This is a genomic window from Micromonospora sp. II (assembly GCF_001709195.1).
Classification (GTDB): Bacteria; Actinomycetota; Actinomycetes; order Mycobacteriales; family Micromonosporaceae; genus Micromonospora; species Micromonospora chalcea.
In genome coordinates, this window is sequence record NZ_LYXF01000024.1 from 601,110 (window position 1) to 618,654 (window position 17,545).

Annotated in this window: 19 protein-coding genes; 16 read left to right on the forward strand and 3 right to left on the reverse strand. The window is 74.1% G+C overall.

What is annotated here, in order from left to right:
• Window positions 1-8 precede the first annotated feature (8 nt).
• The 16 genes from A8711_RS14375 to A8711_RS14450 all read left to right on the forward strand — a co-directional run bounded on the left by A8711_RS14375 (window position 9) and on the right by A8711_RS14450 (window position 15,088).
• Window positions 9-2,129, forward strand: coding sequence for a heavy metal translocating P-type ATPase (locus tag A8711_RS14375; protein ID WP_069088482.1), 2,121 nt, complete (start codon window positions 9-11; stop codon window positions 2,127-2,129).
• A gap of 94 nt (window positions 2,130-2,223) precedes the next feature.
• Entirely contained in the window at window positions 2,224-2,622 is a 399-nt protein-coding gene (locus A8711_RS14380; protein ID WP_043323433.1) for a molybdopterin-binding protein, read from the forward strand.
• Window positions 2,619-3,401 (forward strand): molybdate ABC transporter substrate-binding protein, encoded by a 783-nt coding sequence (modA, locus tag A8711_RS14385; RefSeq protein ID WP_069088483.1) that lies wholly within the window; start codon window positions 2,619-2,621, stop codon window positions 3,399-3,401. The genes A8711_RS14380 and modA overlap by 4 nt, the downstream gene beginning before the upstream one ends.
• Complete coding sequence (locus A8711_RS14390) at window positions 3,398-4,195, forward strand: ABC transporter permease (RefSeq protein ID WP_069088484.1); 798 nt, start codon at window positions 3,398-3,400, stop codon at window positions 4,193-4,195. The genes modA and A8711_RS14390 overlap by 4 nt, the downstream gene beginning before the upstream one ends.
• Window positions 4,192-5,247, forward strand: coding sequence for an ABC transporter ATP-binding protein (locus tag A8711_RS14395; protein WP_069088485.1), 1,056 nt, complete (start codon window positions 4,192-4,194; stop codon window positions 5,245-5,247). The genes A8711_RS14390 and A8711_RS14395 overlap by 4 nt, the downstream gene beginning before the upstream one ends.
• A 104-nt stretch (window positions 5,248-5,351) precedes the next feature.
• Window positions 5,352-5,615, forward strand: a complete 264-nt coding sequence (locus A8711_RS14400) for a hypothetical protein (RefSeq protein WP_205796395.1) — start codon at window positions 5,352-5,354, stop codon at window positions 5,613-5,615.
• 49 nt (window positions 5,616-5,664) lie between these two features.
• The gene (locus tag A8711_RS14405; RefSeq protein WP_369830112.1) at window positions 5,665-6,684 is read left to right on the forward strand and encodes a zinc-binding alcohol dehydrogenase; all 1,020 of its coding nucleotides are present in this window, start codon (window positions 5,665-5,667) and stop codon (window positions 6,682-6,684) included.
• 2 nt (window positions 6,685-6,686) lie between these two features.
• Window positions 6,687-7,085: a 6-carboxytetrahydropterin synthase gene (locus tag A8711_RS14410; RefSeq protein WP_043323437.1), complete on the forward strand. Its 399-nt coding sequence runs from the start codon at window positions 6,687-6,689 to the stop codon at window positions 7,083-7,085.
• A gap of 4 nt (window positions 7,086-7,089) precedes the next feature.
• Window positions 7,090-8,127: a glycosyltransferase family 4 protein gene (locus A8711_RS14415; protein WP_069088487.1), complete on the forward strand. Its 1,038-nt coding sequence runs from the start codon at window positions 7,090-7,092 to the stop codon at window positions 8,125-8,127.
• Window positions 8,124-8,933: a class I SAM-dependent methyltransferase gene (locus A8711_RS14420; protein ID WP_064445681.1), complete on the forward strand. Its 810-nt coding sequence runs from the start codon at window positions 8,124-8,126 to the stop codon at window positions 8,931-8,933. The genes A8711_RS14415 and A8711_RS14420 overlap by 4 nt, the downstream gene beginning before the upstream one ends.
• A 123-nt stretch (window positions 8,934-9,056) precedes the next feature.
• Window positions 9,057-9,977, forward strand: coding sequence for a lysylphosphatidylglycerol synthase transmembrane domain-containing protein (locus tag A8711_RS14425; RefSeq protein ID WP_176722819.1), 921 nt, complete (start codon window positions 9,057-9,059; stop codon window positions 9,975-9,977).
• A 69-nt stretch (window positions 9,978-10,046) separates the two neighbouring features.
• On the forward strand, window positions 10,047-10,676 hold the full coding sequence (gene ribA, locus A8711_RS14430) for a GTP cyclohydrolase II (RefSeq protein ID WP_030499246.1): 630 nt from the start codon (window positions 10,047-10,049) through the stop codon (window positions 10,674-10,676).
• Window positions 10,673-11,362: a RibD family protein gene (locus A8711_RS14435; RefSeq protein ID WP_043323447.1), complete on the forward strand. Its 690-nt coding sequence runs from the start codon at window positions 10,673-10,675 to the stop codon at window positions 11,360-11,362. Before ribA ends, A8711_RS14435 begins: the two co-directional genes overlap by 4 nt.
• Window positions 11,363-11,469: 107 nt before the next feature.
• Window positions 11,470-13,149: an extracellular solute-binding protein gene (locus A8711_RS14440; protein ID WP_043323449.1), complete on the forward strand. Its 1,680-nt coding sequence runs from the start codon at window positions 11,470-11,472 to the stop codon at window positions 13,147-13,149.
• Window positions 13,146-14,171 (forward strand): sugar ABC transporter permease, encoded by a 1,026-nt coding sequence (locus tag A8711_RS14445; protein ID WP_069088489.1) that lies wholly within the window; start codon window positions 13,146-13,148, stop codon window positions 14,169-14,171. The genes A8711_RS14440 and A8711_RS14445 overlap by 4 nt, the downstream gene beginning before the upstream one ends.
• Window positions 14,168-15,088 carry a carbohydrate ABC transporter permease gene (locus A8711_RS14450; protein WP_043323451.1) on the forward strand — a complete coding sequence of 307 codons (921 nt, stop codon included), beginning with the start codon at window positions 14,168-14,170 and terminating at the stop codon, window positions 15,086-15,088. Before A8711_RS14445 ends, A8711_RS14450 begins: the two co-directional genes overlap by 4 nt.
• A gap of 9 nt (window positions 15,089-15,097) precedes the next feature.
• Here the strand turns inward: A8711_RS14450 and A8711_RS14455 are convergent, their stop codons facing one another.
• Genes A8711_RS14455 through A8711_RS14465 form a run of 3 tightly spaced genes read right to left on the reverse strand, consistent with a single transcriptional unit; the run spans window position 15,098 to window position 17,501 of the window.
• On the reverse strand, window positions 15,098-15,835 hold the full coding sequence (locus A8711_RS14455) for an amino acid ABC transporter ATP-binding protein (RefSeq protein WP_064445684.1): 738 nt from the start codon (window positions 15,833-15,835) through the stop codon (window positions 15,098-15,100).
• Window positions 15,832-16,608 (reverse strand): amino acid ABC transporter permease, encoded by a 777-nt coding sequence (locus tag A8711_RS14460; RefSeq protein WP_069088490.1) that lies wholly within the window; start codon window positions 16,606-16,608, stop codon window positions 15,832-15,834. The genes A8711_RS14455 and A8711_RS14460 overlap by 4 nt, the downstream gene beginning before the upstream one ends.
• Before the next feature lie 38 nt (window positions 16,609-16,646).
• Window positions 16,647-17,501: an ABC transporter substrate-binding protein gene (locus A8711_RS14465; RefSeq protein WP_069088491.1), complete on the reverse strand. Its 855-nt coding sequence runs from the start codon at window positions 17,499-17,501 to the stop codon at window positions 16,647-16,649.
• Window positions 17,502-17,545: the final 44 nt, after the last annotated feature.

Sequence of the window (17,545 nt, forward strand, 5' to 3'; positions counted from 1 at the left end):
GACGCCCGATGGAGCACTCACCCGCTCACCACGGCGACCACGGCACCGATCATGGCGGCGGCGCGCACGCCGGGCACGACCCGGAGCAGTTCCGCCGCCGATTCTGGCTGAGCCTGGCGCTGACCCTGCCGATCGTCGCCACCAGTCACATGGTGATGGACTGGTTCGGCTACTCGCTCGAGTTCCCCGGCGTGCGCTGGGTCGGCCCGGTGCTCGGCACCGTGGTCTTCCTCTACGGCGGCTGGCCGTTCCTCACCGGCGGCCTGCGTGAGCTGCGCGAACGCAGCCCCGGCATGATGCTGCTGATCTCGATGGCGATAGTCGTCGCGTACCTCGCCTCGGCCGCCACCAGCATCGGCCTGTTCGACCTGGACTTCTGGTGGGAGCTGGCCGCGCTGGTCACCATCATGCTGCTCGGCCACTGGCAGGAGATGCGGGCGGTCGGGCAGGCACGCGGCGCGCTCGGCGCCCTCGCGGCGCTGCTGCCCGACGACGCCGAGCGCCTGGACGACGCCGGGCGGCCGCATCCGGTGCCGGTCGGCGAGCTGCGGGTGGGCGACCTGGTGCTGGTGCGCCCCGGCGGACGGGTGCCGGCCGACGGGCGGATCGTCGAGGGCGCCGCCGAGCTGGACGAGTCGATGATCACCGGCGAGTCGCGGCCGGTGGCCCGCGCCGCCGGGGACCGGGTGGTCGCCGGCACCGTGGCCACCGACTCCACCCTCCGGGTACGCGTCGAGGCGGTCGGCGCGGACACCGCGCTGGCCGGCATCGGGCGGCTCGTCGCCGAGGCGCAGGCCTCCGGCGGGCGCGCACAGGTGCTCGCCGACCGGTTCGCCGCGCTGCTGTTCTACCTGGCGGCGTTCGCCGGCCTGGCGACGTTCGCGGTGTGGGCGCTGCTCGGCGACCCCGACCAGGCGGTGGTACGCACCGTGACGGTGCTGGTGATCGCCTGCCCGCACGCGCTCGGCCTGGCCATTCCGCTGGTGGTGGCGCTGTCCACAGCGCTGTCGGCCCGTGCCGGCATCCTGGTCAAGGACCGGCTCGCGCTGGAGCGGATGCGCACCGTCGACACCGTCCTGTTCGACAAGACCGGCACGCTCACCACCGGCCGGCACACGGTGACCGGAGTGGCCGCCACCGGGGGGCTGGACTCCACGGCCGCCCTGGCCCTGGCCGGCGCGGTCGAGGCCGACAGCGAGCACCCGCTGGCCCGCGCGCTCGTCGCCGCTGCCGACGCGCGGCCGACGTCCGACGCCGGGCCGACGTCTCCCGGGCCGACGTCTCCGACCGGGTCCGACGCCGAGCCCGGCCCGGCGCGTCCGGTCGCGCGCGGCTTCCGGGCGCTGACCGGCCGGGGCGTGCGCGCCACGGTGGACGGCGTGGACTGGGCGGTCGGCGGGCCGGCCCTGCTGCGCGAGCTCGACGCCCCGGTGCCGGACGACCTGGCCCGGGCCGCGCAGGAGTGGTCGGGCCGGGGCGCCGCGGTGCTGCACCTGGTCCGCCTGCCCGAGGGCGGGCCGCCGGAGGTGACCGCCGTGTTCGGGCTGGAGGACCAGGTCCGCCCGGAGGCGCGGGCAGCCGTGGCCGAGCTGCGCGACCTCGGCGTACGCAAGATCGTGATGATCACCGGCGACGCGCGCCCGGTGGCCGAGGCGGTCGCCGCCGACCTCGGGTTCCGGCCCGGCGTCGACGAGGTCTTCGCCGAGGTGCTCCCGGCCGACAAGGACAAGGCGGTCGCCGAGCTGCGCGGTCGGGGACTGACGGTGGCCATGGTCGGCGACGGCGTGAACGACGCCCCGGCGCTCGCGCGCGCCGACGTCGGGCTGGCCATCGGTGCCGGCACCGACGTGGCGATCGAGTCCGCCGGGGTGGTGCTGGCCGGCTCCGACCCGCGCGGCGTCGGCGGCGTGATCCGGCTGTCCCGCGCGTCGTACCGGAAGATGCGGCAGAACCTGGCCTGGGCGGCCGGCTACAACGTGGTCGCGATCCCGCTGGCCGCCGGTGTCCTCGCCTGGGCCGGGGTCGCGCTCAGCCCGGCGCTGGGCGCGGTGCTGATGTCCGCCTCCACCATCGTGGTGGCGCTCAACGCCCAACTGCTGCGCCGGGTCCGGATCACCCCGGCCGACTGACCCGCAGTTCCGGTTCCCGAGCCGCCTTGAGGTTCGCGGATGCGAGCCACCATGCCCCTTCCAGCCCGCACCTGCGGGCCGCTAGGGTGAGCGCGTGACGGTGTTCCGGATCGGTGAGGCAGCCGAACTGCTCGGGGTCAGCGCGGACACGGTCCGCCGCTGGATCGACGCCGGCAAGCTGCCGGCCACCCGCGACGAGCACGGTCACCGGGTGCTCGACGGCGCCGACGTCGCAGCGTTCGTCCGCGCCCCCGGCCACCCCGAGCTGTCCTCGGCCCGCAACCGGCTGCGCGGCATCGTCACCGCCGTGGTCAAGGACACCGTGATGGCCCAGGTGGACATCCAGGCCGGGCCGTTCCGGGTGGTGTCGCTGATGAGCCGCGAGGCCGTCGACGACCTCGACCTCCAGGTCGGCGCCGTCGCCGTCGCCGTGATCAAGTCGACCACCGTCGTGGTCGAGCGTGCCACCCCCAGGGGAAGGACCAGCCCGTGACCGTACGGTGGATCCGCGCCGCCCTCGCCGGCGCGCTGGTGGCGGCGCTCGGCCTGACCGGCTGCGGCGGCGCGGACGCCCCGGCCGGGCCCGACGGCGCCGGCCCGGTGACGGTGTTCGCCGCCGCCTCGCTCACCGAGTCGTTCACCCGGCTCGGCAAGGACTACGAGACCGCGCACCCGGGCCGTACCGTCCGGTTCAACTTCGGCGGCAGCTCCGGGCTCGCCACCCAGATCACCCAGGGCGCGCCCGCCGACGTGTTCGCCGCCGCGTCCCCGGCCACCATGAAGACGGTCACCGACGCCGGTGACGCCGCGGGCGAGCCGGCGGTGCTGGTCCGCAACCAGCTCGTCGTGGCTGTACCCCGGGGTAACCCGGCCAGGGTCGGCGGTCTGGCCGACCTCGCCCGTCCCGGCGTCAAGGTGGCGCTCTGCGCCGAGCAGGTGCCCTGCGGCGCCGCCGCGCGTACCGCGCTGGACGCGGCCGGTGTTCGGCTCACGCCCGCCACGCTCGAACAGGACGTCAAGGGCGCGCTGGCCAAGCTGCGCCTCGGCGAGGTCGACGCCGCGCTGGTCTACCGCACCGACGTCCGCGCCGCTCCCGGGCTCGACGCCGTCGAGTTCCCGGAGTCCGCGCGCGCGGTGAACGACTACCCGATCGTGGTGCTGCGCGCCGCCGGGAACCCGGCCGGCGCCCGCGCCTTCGTCGACTTCGTCCGCTCCGACGCCGGGCTCGCCGTGCTCACCGCCGCCGGGTTCCAGGCGCCGCCCGGCGCATGAGCCGCACGGTACGCCGGCAGCGGGTGCCGGTCGCCCTGCTCGTGCCCGCCGGGCTGGGACTGGCCTTCCTCGTCCTGCCGCTGGCCGGTCTGCTGCTGCGAGCCCCCTGGACCACGCTGCCCGGGCGGCTGACCGAACCGGGTGTGCTCACCGCGCTGCGGCTGTCGCTGGTGACCGCCACCGTCGCCACGCTGCTCTGCGTGGCGCTCGGCGTACCCCTGGCGTGGCTGCTGGCCCGGGTGGAGTTCCCCGGGCGGCGGCTGGTCCGGGCGCTGGTCACGGTGCCGCTGGTGCTGCCGCCGGTGGTCGGCGGCGTGGCGCTGCTGCTGGTCTTCGGCCGGCGCGGGCTGATCGGCTCGTGGCTGGACGAGACGTTCGGGGTGACGCTGCCGTTCACCACCGCCGGGGTGGTGCTGGCCGAGGCGTTCGTGGCCATGCCGTTCCTGGTCATCGCCGTCGAGGGGGCGCTGCGCGGCGCCGACCCCCGGTACGAGGAGGCCGCCGCCACGCTCGGCGCCGGGCGGTTCACCACGTTCACCCGGGTCACGCTGCCGCTGGTCGCCCCGGGCGTGGCGGCCGGGGCGGTGCTCTGCTGGGCCCGCGCACTCGGCGAGTTCGGCGCCACCATCACGTTCGCCGGCAACTATCCGGGCCGCACCCAGACCATGCCGCTGGCTGTCTACCTGGCGCTGGAGACCGACCTGCAGGCCGCGATCGTGCTGAGCCTGATCCTGCTCACCGTCTCCGTGGTCATCCTCGCCGCCCTGCGCGACAAGTGGGTCGGCAGCACATGACCGCGCTGCTGGACGCGCATCTGGCCGCCGAGCGGGACGGCTTCAGCCTCGACGTGCGGCTGCGCATCGCCGCCGGTGAGGTGGTGGCGCTGCTCGGCCCCAACGGCGCGGGCAAGACCACCGCGCTGCGGGTGCTCGCCGGGCTGCACCCGCTCACCGCCGGGCACCTCACGCTCGACGGAGCCGACCTGGACCGGCCGGACCGCCGGATGTGGACGCCGCCGGAACGGCGGCCGGTCGGCGTGGTGTTCCAGGACTACCTGCTGTTCCCGCACCTGAGCGCGCTGGACAACGTGGCGTTCGGGCCGCGCCGCCGGGGCGCCGACAAGCGGGCCGCCCGCGCCCGTGCCCAGGAGTGGCTGGACCGGGTCGGCCTCGGCGACCAGGCCCGGCGCCGGCCCCGGCAGCTCTCCGGCGGGCAGGCGCAGCGGGTCGCGCTGGCCCGCGCGCTCGCCGTCGACCCGGCCCTGCTGCTGCTCGACGAGCCCCTGGCCGCGCTCGACGCGCGGACCCGGCTGGACACCCGCGCCGAACTCCAGCGCCACCTCGGCGCGCATCCCGGCGCGACGCTGCTCGTCACCCACGACCCCCTCGACGCGCTGGTGCTCGCCGACCGGCTGGTCATCGTGGAGCACGGCCGGGTGGTGCAGGAGGGTGACGCCGCAACCGTCACGGCGCGGCCACGCACCGACTACGTGGCCCGGCTGGTCGGCCTGAACCTGCACCGCGGCCGCGCCGACGGGCACACGGTCACCGTCGGTGAGCTGGCACTCACCACCGCCGACACCGTCCACGGTGACGTGTTCGTCGCCTACCCGCCGGCCGCTGTGGCGCTGCACCCGTCCCGGCCCGAGGGCAGCCCGCGCAACGTGTGGGCGGCCACCGTCACCGGCGTGCAGCGCCACGGCGACAACCTGCGCGTGCAGCTGGCCGGCCCGGTCGAGGTGGCTGCCGACGTCACGCCCGCCGCCGCGGCCCACCTCGGGCTGATCCCCGGCCGGCCGGTCTGGGCGGCGGTCAAGGCAGCGGAGACGCGCGCCTATCCGGCGTGACAAACACCGCTGGTCGCGGCATGTGCGCAGGTGAGAGGTTTGATCTGCGCTCAACCGGTCACTGGGACGGTAGCGACGACGCAAAGGGGGACACGGTGCCCGACATGATCCGCAACAGGTCCAGTCAGGACGCCGACCTGCCACGGGGAGTCACCGACCCGTTGCTCTGGCGGGCCGCGTACGACGTGGCCGTCGCGCACCGGCCCGACGAGTCCGGCCGGTGCGAGAGCCTGCTGTGTGACGGTCAGGTCGCGCCGTGCGACGCGCTGACGGCGGCCCACCGGGCGATGGAGCTGGCCGGGGACCGGCACGCCGACCGGGCCGAGCCGGAAACGTGGCGTACGGAGCAGCGGCGGCGCGCCGCCTGAGCACCGGGTCGCGGGCGGTTCGAACCGTTGACGCCCCGCTTCCGTGTTTATGATCGACAACTCGGTCGGAATGCGGGGAAGAGGAGAGTTCGTGACGGTAGACGCCCAGGCGTTCTGGCTCCGCGCTCCCGGCGAGGGCGAGATCCGGCCGGTGCGCGTCGCCTCGCCCGGCCCGGGTGAGGTGCTGGTGCGTACCCGCTTCTCCGGCGTCAGCCGCGGCACCGAGACGCTCGTGTTCACCGGCCGTGTCCCGGCCGACCAGCACGCCGCCATGCGCGCGCCGTTCCAGGAGGGCGACTTCCCCGCCCCGGTCAAGTACGGCTACCTCAGCGTCGGCACTGTCGAGGCCGGCGACGAGCGGCTGCTCGGCCGTACCGTCTTCTGCCTCTACCCGCACCAGAGCGCGTACGTGGTCCCGGCCGACGCCGTGACCGTCGTGCCGGACGGCGTGCCGGCGCAGCGCGCGGTGCTGGCCGGCACCGTGGAGACCGCGGTGAACGCGCTGTGGGACGCCGCGCCGCTGGTCGGCGACCGGGTCACGGTGATCGGCGGCGGGATGGTCGGCTGCGCGGTCACCGCGCTGCTGGCCCGCTTCCCCGGCGTCCGGGTCGAGCTGGTCGACGCCGACCCGGCCCGCGCCGACGTGGCCGCCGCGCTCGGCGCCGACTTCGCCGCGCCCGCCGACGCGGCCGGCGGTCGCGACCTGGTGGTGCACGCCAGCGCCACCGCCGACGGGCTGCAGCGCGGTCTGGAGCTGCTGCGTCCCGAGGGCACCGTGCTGGAGCTGAGCTGGTACGGCGACCGGCCGGTCACGCTCGCGCTCGGCGGCGCGTTCCACTCCCGACGGCTGCGCATCCGCAGCAGCCAGGTCGGCACGGTGTCGCCCCGGCGCGCCGACCGCAGCTACGCCGACCGGCTCGCCCTGGCCCTGGACCTGCTCGCCGACCCGGCGTTCGACGCGCTGCTCACCGGCCGGTCCCGCTTCGACGACCTGCCCGACGTGCTGGACCGGCTCGCCTCGGGCCGTCTTCCGGCGCTGTGCCATCTCATCACCTACGGCGAGGAGTGAACGTGTTCAGCGTGACCGTCCGGGACCACATCATGGTCGCCCACAGCTTCCGCGGCGAGGTGTTCGGCCCGGCCCAGCGGCTGCACGGCGCGACGTTCGTCGTCGACGCCACGTTCCGCCGGCCGGAACTGGACGACGACGGGATCGTGGTCGACATCGGGCTGGCCACCGAGCAGCTCAAGGCCGTGCTCGGCGAGCTGAACTACCGCAATCTCGACGACGAGTCCGCCTTCACCGGGGTGAACACCACCACCGAGGTGCTGGCCCGTACGGTGGCCGACCGGCTCGCCGACGCGGTGACGGCCGGCCGGCTGGGGGAGGGGGCGCGCGGCCTGACCGGGATCACCGTCACCCTGCACGAGTCACACATCGCCTGGGCGAGCTACGAGCGGTCGCTCTGACCGGATGAGCGTCGTCCACGTGGTGCTGCCGGGTGACATCGACGACCCGGCGGACCCCAGCGGCGGCAACGCCTACGACCGGCACGTCTGCCGTGGCCTGGCCGGACGCGGCTGGACGGTCCGGGAACACCAGGTGCCCGGCGGCTGGCCGCACCCGGGGCCACGCGAGCGCGCCGACCTGGCCGGACTGCTCGGCGGGCTCCCCGACGGCGCGACGGTGCTGCTCGACGGCCTGGTCGCCTCCACAGTGCCGGACGTGCTCGCCCCGCACGCCGCGCGGCTGCGCCTGGTGATCCTGGTGCACCTGCCGATCGAGGGAGAGACCGAGGCACGGGCGCTGGCGGCGGCCACCGCAGTGGTAGCCACCAGCGAGTGGACCCGCGGCCGGCTGCTCGACCGCTACCGGCTGCGCCCCGAACTGGTGACGGCCGCCCCACCCGGCGTCGACCCGGCGCCCGTCGCCCCCGGCACGCCCGGCGGTGGGCGGCTGCTCTGCGTCGCCGCCGTCACGGCGGTCAAGGGCCACGACGTGCTCGCCGCCGCGCTCGCCGAGGTGGCGGACCTGAACTGGACCTGCGACTGGGTGGGACCGCTGGAGCGGGACCGGCCCTTCGCCGACCGGATGCGCGGGCGGCTCGCCGCCGAGGGCCTGGGCGCCCGGGTCCGGCTCACCGGCCCCCGTACCCGGCCGGACCTGGCCGCCACCTACGCCGCCGCCGATCTGCTGGTTCAGCTCTCGCGACAGGAGACGTACGGGATGGTGGTCACCGAGGCGCTGGCCCGGGGCGTACCGGTGCTGGCCAGCGACACCGGCGGCCTGCCGGCCACGCTCGGGCACGCGCCCGGCGGCGAGCGGCCCGGCCTGCTGGTGCCACCGGACGACCCGGGCGCGACCGCCGCGGCGCTGCGCCGCTGGCTCACCGACCCCGGCCTGCGGGACCGGCTGCGCCGCGCCGCCCGGCAGCGGCGGGACACCCTCACCGGCTGGCCGGTCACAGTGGACCGCCTGGCGACGGCGCTGAAGGAGGCGACCGCGGCATGACCACCTCACTCCCGCCCGGCTTCGCGGACTGGCTGCGGCTGCGAGAGCCCGCCGACGCGGCGGCCCGCAGCGCCGAGCTGGCCGACGCGGTCCGCGACCGGATGCCCGCCGGCCGGCCGCTCGTCGTGCACGACCTGGGCAGCGGCACCGGTTCGATGGCCCGCTGGCTCGCGCCCCGGCTGCCCGGCCCGCAACGCTGGGTGCTGCACGAACGCGACCGGGACCTGCTGGCGCTGGCCCGCTCGGCGCGGCTCACCGCCGCCGACGGGGCCGAGGTCACCGTGACGACGCTCGACTCGGACATCACCCGGCTGACCGCCGCCGACCTGGCCGGCGCGCACCTGGTCACCGCGTCCGCGCTGCTGGACATGCTCACCGCCGAGGAGGTCGAGCGGATGGCGGCGGCCTGCGCCGGGCACCCGACGCTGTTCGCGCTCACCGTCAGCGGGCGGGCCGAGTTCACCCCGCCGCACCCGCTCGACGCCGAGCTGACCGCCGCGTTCAACGCCCACCAGCGGCGCACCGTCGACGGCCGGGCGCTGCTCGGGCCGGACGCCGTGGACGCCGCCGTGGCCGCGTTCTCCCGTCACGGCGTCGAGGTCGTGGTGCGCCCCACCCCGTGGCGGCTCGGCCCGGAGCAGGCGGAACTGGCCGCCGAATGGCTCACCGGCTGGGTCGCCGCAGCGGTCGAGGAACTACCGCATCTGTCCGGGCCCGCCGGGACGTATCAGAAGTGGCGGCTCGCCGAGGCCGCCGCTGGCCGGCTCGACGTGGTGCTGCACCACGCCGACCTGCTCGCCGGCTGAACCGTACCGGCTGCTGGCACGTGACAACCGGTGGGAACAAGGGAGGACCGTTTGTCACACGTCGCCGTCGCCGTCGCCGGACCCGTACCGGCTGTCACGCCCGCGCCGCCGCGCCGGGCCCGGGTGCGCCGGGCCTGGATCCGCCCTTTGCTCGGGCTCGCGGTGCTCGCCGTGCTCGTCGCGTCAGTGGGCACCGGTCCGTTCCTGGCCGGGCTGCGCCTGATCGACGCGCCGGCGCTGGCCGCCGCGCTCGGCATCGGCGTGATCACCACCGTCTGCTGCGCCTGGCGCTGGTCGCTTGTCGCCGGCGGGCTGGGCGTACGGCTGCCGATGCGCGCCGCGGTGGCGCACTGCTACCGGGCGATCTTCCTGAACTCGACGCTGCCCGGTGGCGTGCTCGGCGACGTGCACCGGGCGGTCCGGCACGGCCGCGACGCCGGGGACGTGGCCCGGGGCGTACGGGCGGTGGTCTGGGAGCGCACCGCCGGTCAGGTGGTGCAGGTGGTCATCGCGGTGGCGCTGCTCGCCGCGTTCCCGTCACCGGTGCGCCGGTACCTGCCGTGGCTGGCGGCCGGCCTGGCCGTGGTGGCGCTGGCGCTGGCGCTGGCCGCCCGCGCGGTGCCCCGCTCCGGGGCGTCCCGCTGGGCGCGGGCGGCCCGGACCGTGGTCGCCGACGTGCGCTCCGGCGTGCTGGGCCGCCGGACCTGGGCCGGTGTGGTGATCGCCTCGACTGTGGTGTTCGCCGGCCACCTGGCCACGTTCGTGGTGGCCGCCCGCACCGCCGGGACGGACGCCCCGCTGTCCCGCCTGCTGCCGTTGACGCTGCTCGCCCTGCTGGCCATGGCGGTGCCGCTCAACGTGGGCGGGTTCGGCCCGCGCGAGGGGGTCGCCGCGTGGGCGTTCGCCTCGGCCGGGCTGACCGCCGCGCAGGGTGTGGCGACCGGCACGGTGTACGGCGCGCTGGTGCTGGTGGCCAGCCTGCCCGGCGCCGCGGTGCTGCTGGCACGGCGGATGCCCCGGCGGGAGCCCGGCAACTGTCGGTGATCCCGCCTACGGTGGGGGAGCGAGGTGTGCGTCGCCGGGTCCGCCCGGCGACCGGACGACAGGAGAACCATGGACGAAACCCTGCCCACCGCGACGGTCCGGACCCGCGTGACGGTCCCGCTACGGTTCCCCGACGGTTACGTGACGACCGCGCGCGTGCACACCTTCCACGGTCTCGTCGACGGGCGCGAGCACCTGGCGTTCGGGCTCGGTGAACACGTCGACGCCGACCCGCCGCTGGTCCGCCCGCACAGCGAGTGCCTCACCGGGGACGTGTTCGGCAGCCAGCGCTGCGACTGCGGGCCGCAGTTGCGCGAGGCGGTCGAGCGCATCGCCGAGGCCGGTGGCTACCTGCTCTACCTGCGGCAGGAGGGGCGGGGCATCGGCCTGTACGCCAAGCTCGACGCGTACGCGCTGCAGGACGACGGCCTCGACACGTACGAGGCGAACCTGGCGCTCGGGCGCGGCGCGGACGAGCGTGACTACACGGTGGCCGCGCAGATGCTCGGCGCGCTGGGCGTGGACCGGGTGGCCCTGCTCAGCAACAACCCGGACAAGGCGGCCCAGCTCGAACGGCTGGGCGTCACGGTGGCCGACCGGGTGTCCACCGGCGTGCACCTGTCGCCGGCGAACGCCGGTTACCTGGCGGCCAAGGTGACCCGCGCCGATCACGCCCTCGACCTGCCGTTCGTGCCGTGACCACCCGCCCGTACGTCCTGCTCAGCTGCGCGATGTCGATCGACGGCTACATCGACGACGCGACCACCGACCGGCTGCTGCTGTCGAACGACGACGACCTGGACCGGGTCGACGCGACCCGGGCCGGGTGCGACGCGATCCTGGTGGGCGCGGCGACAGTGCGCCGCGACGACCCCCGCCTGCTGGTGCGCAGCGAGCGGCGGCGCGCCGAGCGGGTGGCGCGCGGCCTGCCCCCGTCGCCGGTGAAGGTGACAGTCACCGGCAGCGGCGACCTCGACCCGGGGGCGCGCTTCTTCACCATGGGTGACGGGCTCAAGCTGGTGTACTGCCCGAGCGGAGTGGTGGACAAGGCCCGTGAGCAGGTCGGCGCCGTGTCCACGGTGGTCGACGCGGGCGATCCGGCCACCGCGGAGGCGGTGGTGGCCGACCTGGCCGGGCGCGGCGTGACGCGCCTGATGGTGGAGGGCGGCGGCTCGATGCACCGCCAGTTCCTCACCGCCGGCCTGGCCGACGAGCTGCACCTGGTGGTCGCCCCGTTCTTCGTGGGGGACCGTCGGGCGCCGCGCTTCGTCGGGGACGGCCGCTTCCCGTGGCACCCGGGGCGTCGGGCCCGGGTGGTCGAGGTACGCCAGATCGGCGACGTGGTGCTCACCCGCTACGCGTTGTCCGACCGCTGCCCGGCCTGACCCGTCGTCCCGCCCGGTCCACCCTTGTGCAAGCTCACGGTCGTGATTAGTTTGTTGACCATCCATACGAACTAATCCACTGCGCATCCCTTCCCGAAGGGGGACCGATGACCGCGCACCACCCCGACCCGGGCTCCTCCCGCCGTCGCTTCCTCGGCCTGGTCGGCCTCGGCGTGGCCGCCACCACCGCCGGCCCGCTGCTCGCCGGCTGCTCGGAGAAGCCGGCCGGCACCGGCGCCGCCCAGAACCTCGACGCCGTCTCCGGCCTGCTGCCCAACCACAAGGACCTGCCCGGCGGCATCAAGCCCGACATCGTCGGCACCCGGCCGGTGCCCGACGGCTACACCCGCTACCCGGCCAGCCTCGTCGACGCCGTCACCGACAAGCCCGGCACCAGCGGCAAGCAGGTCACCGCCATGACCCCCGCCTGGGGCCCGGCGCCGCCCGGCGTCGCGCAGAGCGCCTACCTCCAGGCGGTCAACGCCGAGCTGGGCACGCCCGTCAACTTCACCATCCAGGACGGCAACACGTACGCCGACAAGCTCAACGCGATGCTCGGCGCGCGCGACGTGCCGGACCTGCTGTGCGTACCGGGGTGGGAGGTGGAGAAGATCCCGCGCTTCGCCGAGGCCATCAAGGTGCTCTTCGAGGACCTGACCGACCACCTCAGCGGCGACGCCGCCGCCGCGTACCCGATGCTGGCGAGCTTCCCCACCGGGGCCTGGCGGCGCGCGGTCTGGAACGAGCGGCTCATGTCCGTGCCCAACCCCACCGACGGGCCGTTCCCGTGGGCGCTGTTCACCCGCAAGGACGTCCTCGACGCGCGCGGCCTGGCCGTGCCGGCGAACCTGGACGACCTGCTCGCCGTGGCCAAGCAGGTGACCGACCCGGCGCGCAAGGTGTGGGCGTTCAACGACGTCTTCGCCATGATCCAGATGTTCCACAAGGTGCCGGGTCACAAGGGCGGATGGCGGGTCAAGTCCGACGGCACCCCCGAGTTCAAGTACGAGACCCCGGAGTTCCGCCGCGCGCTGGAGGTGATGGCCAAGATCTACGCCGACGGCCTGGTCCACCCGGACATCGTGGCCAGCAGGGGCGCGGACGCGAAGCAGCTGTTCGCCAAGAACGGCGCGATCGTGTTCCTCCAGGACGGCGTCGGCTTCTGGCAGGGCGCCCAGGCCGAGCACCAGAAGACCAACCCCAAGCTGAACATCCAGCCGGTGCCGATCTTCTCCGCCACCGGCGGCGACCCGCTGGTCTGGGGCGACGACGAGCCGATTTCCTACACGTTCGTCAAGAAGGGCCTCGGCAAGGACCGGGTCCAGGAGCTGCTGCGGATCATCAACTGGTGCTCCGCGCCGCTGGGCAGCCAGGAGGCGCAGCTGCGGGACTTCGGCGTCGCGGGCAAGCACCACAACCCGTCGCCGAACGGGCCGGTCAAGACCGACCTGGCGTTCAAGGAGATCGCCAACCAGTACTTCTTCATCAGCGGCCGCAACCCCACCATCGGGCCGTTCCCGGACACCCCGCGCTTCGTGCCGGACGTGCTCGCGTACTCCAACGAGATGGTCAAGCACATGGAGCCCAACCCGTGGGCCGGGGTGAAGCTGGAGATGCCCGCCGCGTACAAGGCCAACCAGGTGCCCACCGAGGACAAGTTCACCGACGTGCTGCGCGGCCGCCGACCGCTGAGCGACGTGGACGCCATCGTCAAGGAGTGGAAGGCCGCCGGCGGCGAAGAGGCCCGGAAGCTGCTCGCCGACGCGCTGCCCAAGGCGGGCCGATGAGCGAGCCGGCCGTCCTGGCCGGGCCCGAGCGGGCCCGGCCGGACGCCCCGGCCTCGCCCGGCCGACCGCCCGGCCGACCTCCCCGCCGCCGCCGGGTGCCGCTGCGCACCCGGCTGCGGCGGGACTGGCAGCTGCTCGCCATGGTGGCGCCCGGCTTCGGAATCCTGCTGGTCTTCAGCTACCTGCCGATCGCCGGCAACGTCATCGCGTTCCAGGACTACAACCCCTACCTGGGCGACAACCCGTGGCAGGCGTTCGCGCACAGCGACTGGATCGGCTTCGGCCAGTTCCAGCTGCTGTTCTCCGACCCGGCGTTCTGGGACGCGTTCCGCAACACGCTGGCGATCACCGCGTTCCAGCTCGTCTTCTTCTTCCCGCTGCCGATCCTGCTGGCCATCGCGCTGCACAACCTGCTGTCCAGCCGGCTGCGCGGGCTCATCCAGACCATCGTCTACCTGCCGCACTTCTTCAGCTGGGTGCTGGTGGTCACGTTCTTCGTGGCGATGCTCGGCGGCGCGGGGCTGCTCGCCCAGACCATGCGCGACGCCGGGATGCAGCCGTGGAACGTGATGACCAACCCGGACACGTTCATCGTGCTGGTCACCGTCGAGGCGGTGTGGAAGGACGTCGGCTGGGGCACCATCGTCTTCCTGGCCGCGCTGTCCACCATCGACCAGAACCTCTACGAGGCCGCCGCCGCCGACGGCGCCGGCCGGTGGCGGCGGCTGTGGCACATCACGCTGCCCGGTCTGCGACCGGTGATCGTGCTGCTGCTCATCCTGCGCCTGGGCGACGCGCTCTCAGTCGGCTTCGAGCAGTTCCTGCTGCAACGCGACGCCGTCGGCCGGCAGGCCGCCGAGGTGCTCGACACCTTCGTCTACCACTTCTCCATCGCCACCGGGAACTACGGGTACGGCGCCGCGGCCGGACTGTTCAAGGCCGTCATCGGGCTGGTGCTGATCCTGGCCGCCAACCGGGTGGCGCACATGCTCGGCGAACGAGGGATCTACTCCAAGTCATGACCACGCTGATCCGCCGGGTCGCCGGCGACCGATCCCGCCGGCCGGTGTGGCAGGAACCGCCCACCCCGGTCGGGCAGGGCCTCAAGGCCGTCGTGCTCACAGTGCTCGTGGCGGGCGTGCTGTTCCCGCTCTGGGTGATCCTGGTGACCAGCCTGTCCTCGCGGGAGACCATCGCGCGGGCCGGCGGCCTGGTGGTCGTGCCCCGGGGCATCGACACGTCCGCGTACGAGACGATCTTCGCCGGGGGTGCTGTCACCCGGGCCCTCTGGATCAGCACGCTCGTCACGGTGATCGGCACCGCCATCGCGCTGACGGTCACCGTGCTCGCCGCGTACGGGCTGTCCCGGCCGGGCTCGCTGGGGCACCGCTGGCTGCTGGCGTACTTCCTGATCCCGTTCCTGGTCTACCCGCCGCTGGTGCCCCGCTACCTGGTGGTCACCGGGCTCGGCCTGAAGGACACCATCTGGGCGCTGGTCCTGCCACCGGCGATCAGCGTGTTCAACCTGGTCGTGGTGCGCGGGTTCTTCCAGGGCATCCCGTCGGAGCTGCTGGACAGCGCCCGCATCGACGGCGCGAGCGACTTCCGTACGCTCGCGCGCATCGTGCTGCCGCTGTCCCGCGCGGTCATCGCCGTGGTCGGCCTGTTCTACGCGGTCAGCTACTGGAACGTCTGGTTCGACGCGCTGCTGTTCATCGACCGCAACGACATGTACCCGATCCAGCGGGTGCTGCAGAGCTACCTGCTGGCCGGGCAGGCCCCGCACACCTCCGGCGGCAGCAGCGGGGTGACCATGCCGCCGACCGAGGCGGTCAAGATGGCGGTCGTGGTGCTGACCGTCGCGCCGATCGTCGCCGTCTACCCGTTCATCCAGCGGCACTTCGTCAAGGGCGTGCTGATCGGCGCGGTGAAGGGCTGAGGCGGCCGGTCACAGAACCTGGGACAGGAAGCGTCGCAGCCGCGGGTGCTCCGGCGCCTCGAACACCGCCTCCGGCGGGCCGGACTCCAGCACCACGCCCGCGTCCATGAACGCCACCGTGTCGGCGACGCTGCGCGCGAACCCCATCTCGTGCGTCACCACGACCATCGTCATGCCGGCCGCGGCCAGGTCCGCCATCACCGCGAGCACGCCCTTGACCAGCTCCGGGTCCAGCGCGCTGGTCGCCTCGTCGAAGAGCATCACCTGCGGGCGCAGCGCCAGCGCCCGCGCGATCGCGACGCGCTGCTGCTGCCCGCCGGAGAGCTGCGCCGGCCGCGCGTCGGCCTTGCCGGCCAGGCCGACCAGGTCGAGCTGGGCGCGGGCGAGCGCCACCGCCTCGTCCTCGTCGAGCTTCTTCAGCTTGCGCAGCGCCAGCGTGATGTTGCGCAGCACGCTCAGGTGCGGGAAGAGGTTGAACTGCTGGAACACCATGCCGATGCGCTGGCGCAGCGCGTCCGGGTCGTCGCGCAGCACGCTGCGGCCGTCCAGCAGCACGTCGCCCCGGTCCGGCTCGATCAGCCGGTTGATGGTGCGCAGCAGCGTGGACTTGCCGGAGCCGGACGGGCCGATCACGCAGGCGGCGCCGCCGCGCGCCACGTCCAGGTCCGCGCCGCGCAGCACCCGGTGCGCGCCGAAGGCCAGGTGCACGTCGCGGACGGCCAGGCTGACCGAGGTGGTGGTGGTCATCGCGGGTCCTTTCCGGACGGGGTGAGGTCGACCGGCTCGGCATCCGGCTCCGGCTCGGGCGGCGCGGCCGGGCGGCCCTGCCGCAGCCGCCGGTCCAGCCAGTTCACCGCGTGGGTCAGCGGCACGGTCAGCAACAGGTAGAACAGCCCGGCCAGCAGCAGCGCGGACTGGTTGCCGGTGTTCGCGGCGTAGTCCTGCCCGATCCGGAACAGCTCCCGCTGGCTGGCCAGCAGGCCGAGGAAGTAGACCAGGCTGGAGTCCTTGATCAGCGAGATGAGCTGGTTGACCCAGGCGGGCAGCACCCGGCGCACGCCCTGCGGGATGATCACCAGGCGCATCGCCTCGCCCCAGGAGAAGCCGAGCGCCCGCGCGCCCTCCAACTGGGCGGCCTCCACGCTCAGGATGCCGGCCCGGAAGATCTCGCCGAGGTAGGCGGCGGCGATCAGGGACAGCGCCAGCACGCCCAGGGGATAGGGGTTCGGGCCCCAGACCTGCATGCCCAGCGGCGCCAGGCCGACGCCGATGAGCAGGATGGTCGCCGCGGCCGGCAGGCCGCGGAACACGTCGGTGTAGATCCGCGCCGGCCAGCGCAACCACCGGGTACGCGAGATGCCGGCGACGGCCAGCAGCATGCCCAGCACCGAGCCGAGCAGGGCGGCGGAGACCGCCAGGGTGAGCGTGTTCGGCAGCCCGACGGTCAGCATCTCCGGCAGCGCCTCGCGCATCGACTCCCAGTCGAAGAACGTCTCCCAGAGGGTGCTCAGTGGGTCCATGTCCGCTCCGTCCGCCCTGCTCGTGCTCGGTTACCGGCTCAGGAGGCGGCCGACGGCGCCGGCGCCGCCACCGACCCGCTGCCGGGCTTGAAGTCGGCCGGGATCGGCCGCCCCGGGTAGTACTCGGCCTGCAGGCGGCTCCACGTGCCGTCCGCGATCACCTCGTCGAGGCCCTTGTTCAGCGCCTCGCGCAGCTTGTCGTTGCCCTTCGCCACGGCGAACGCGGTCGGGGTGGGGCTGAGCTGCTTCGCCGCGACCTTGATCTTGCCGTTGCTGTCGGCGGCGGACTTGTCGCCGATCTCCGCCGGGGCGATCCAGGCGTCCGCGGTGCCGGCCTTGAGCTGGTTGATCGCGCTGTTGTAGTCGGGCACCCGCACCGGGTCGAGGTTCTGCTTGGTGGCGTAGTCGTCCTGCACGGTGCCCTGCACCACCACCACACGCTTGCCGGCGAGCTGGTCGAAGCCGGTGAGCGTGGATCCGGCCGGCACGTCCAGGCCGAAGTAGCCGAAGTCGTAGCCGTTGCCGAAGTCAACTGTCTTCTTGCGCGCCTCGGTGATCGTGATCGAGGAGCTGCCGACGTCGAACTTGCCGCTGTTGACCTGGGAGAGCAGGGCGGAGAAGTCGGTGCCGACGAACTCCACCTTCAGGTCGATCTTGGCAGCCACGGCCCGCAGCAGCTCGTTGTCGAAGCCGGTGAACTTCCCGTCCTTCAGGAAGACGTTCGGCGGCGCGTCGGTGAGCGTTCCGGCGCGGATCACGCCGGGCTGGAGCAGGCCGTACGGGTTGTCGGCCGCGTCGGTGTCGTCGCCGCCGCAGGCGGTGAGCACGGTGACGGCGAGCAGAGCCGCGGCGCCGACGGCGACGGCACGGGTCAGGACGGTACGGAAACGCACGATGTCTCTCCAGAGTGGATGGACGCGCGGAGGTGCGCGTCGGC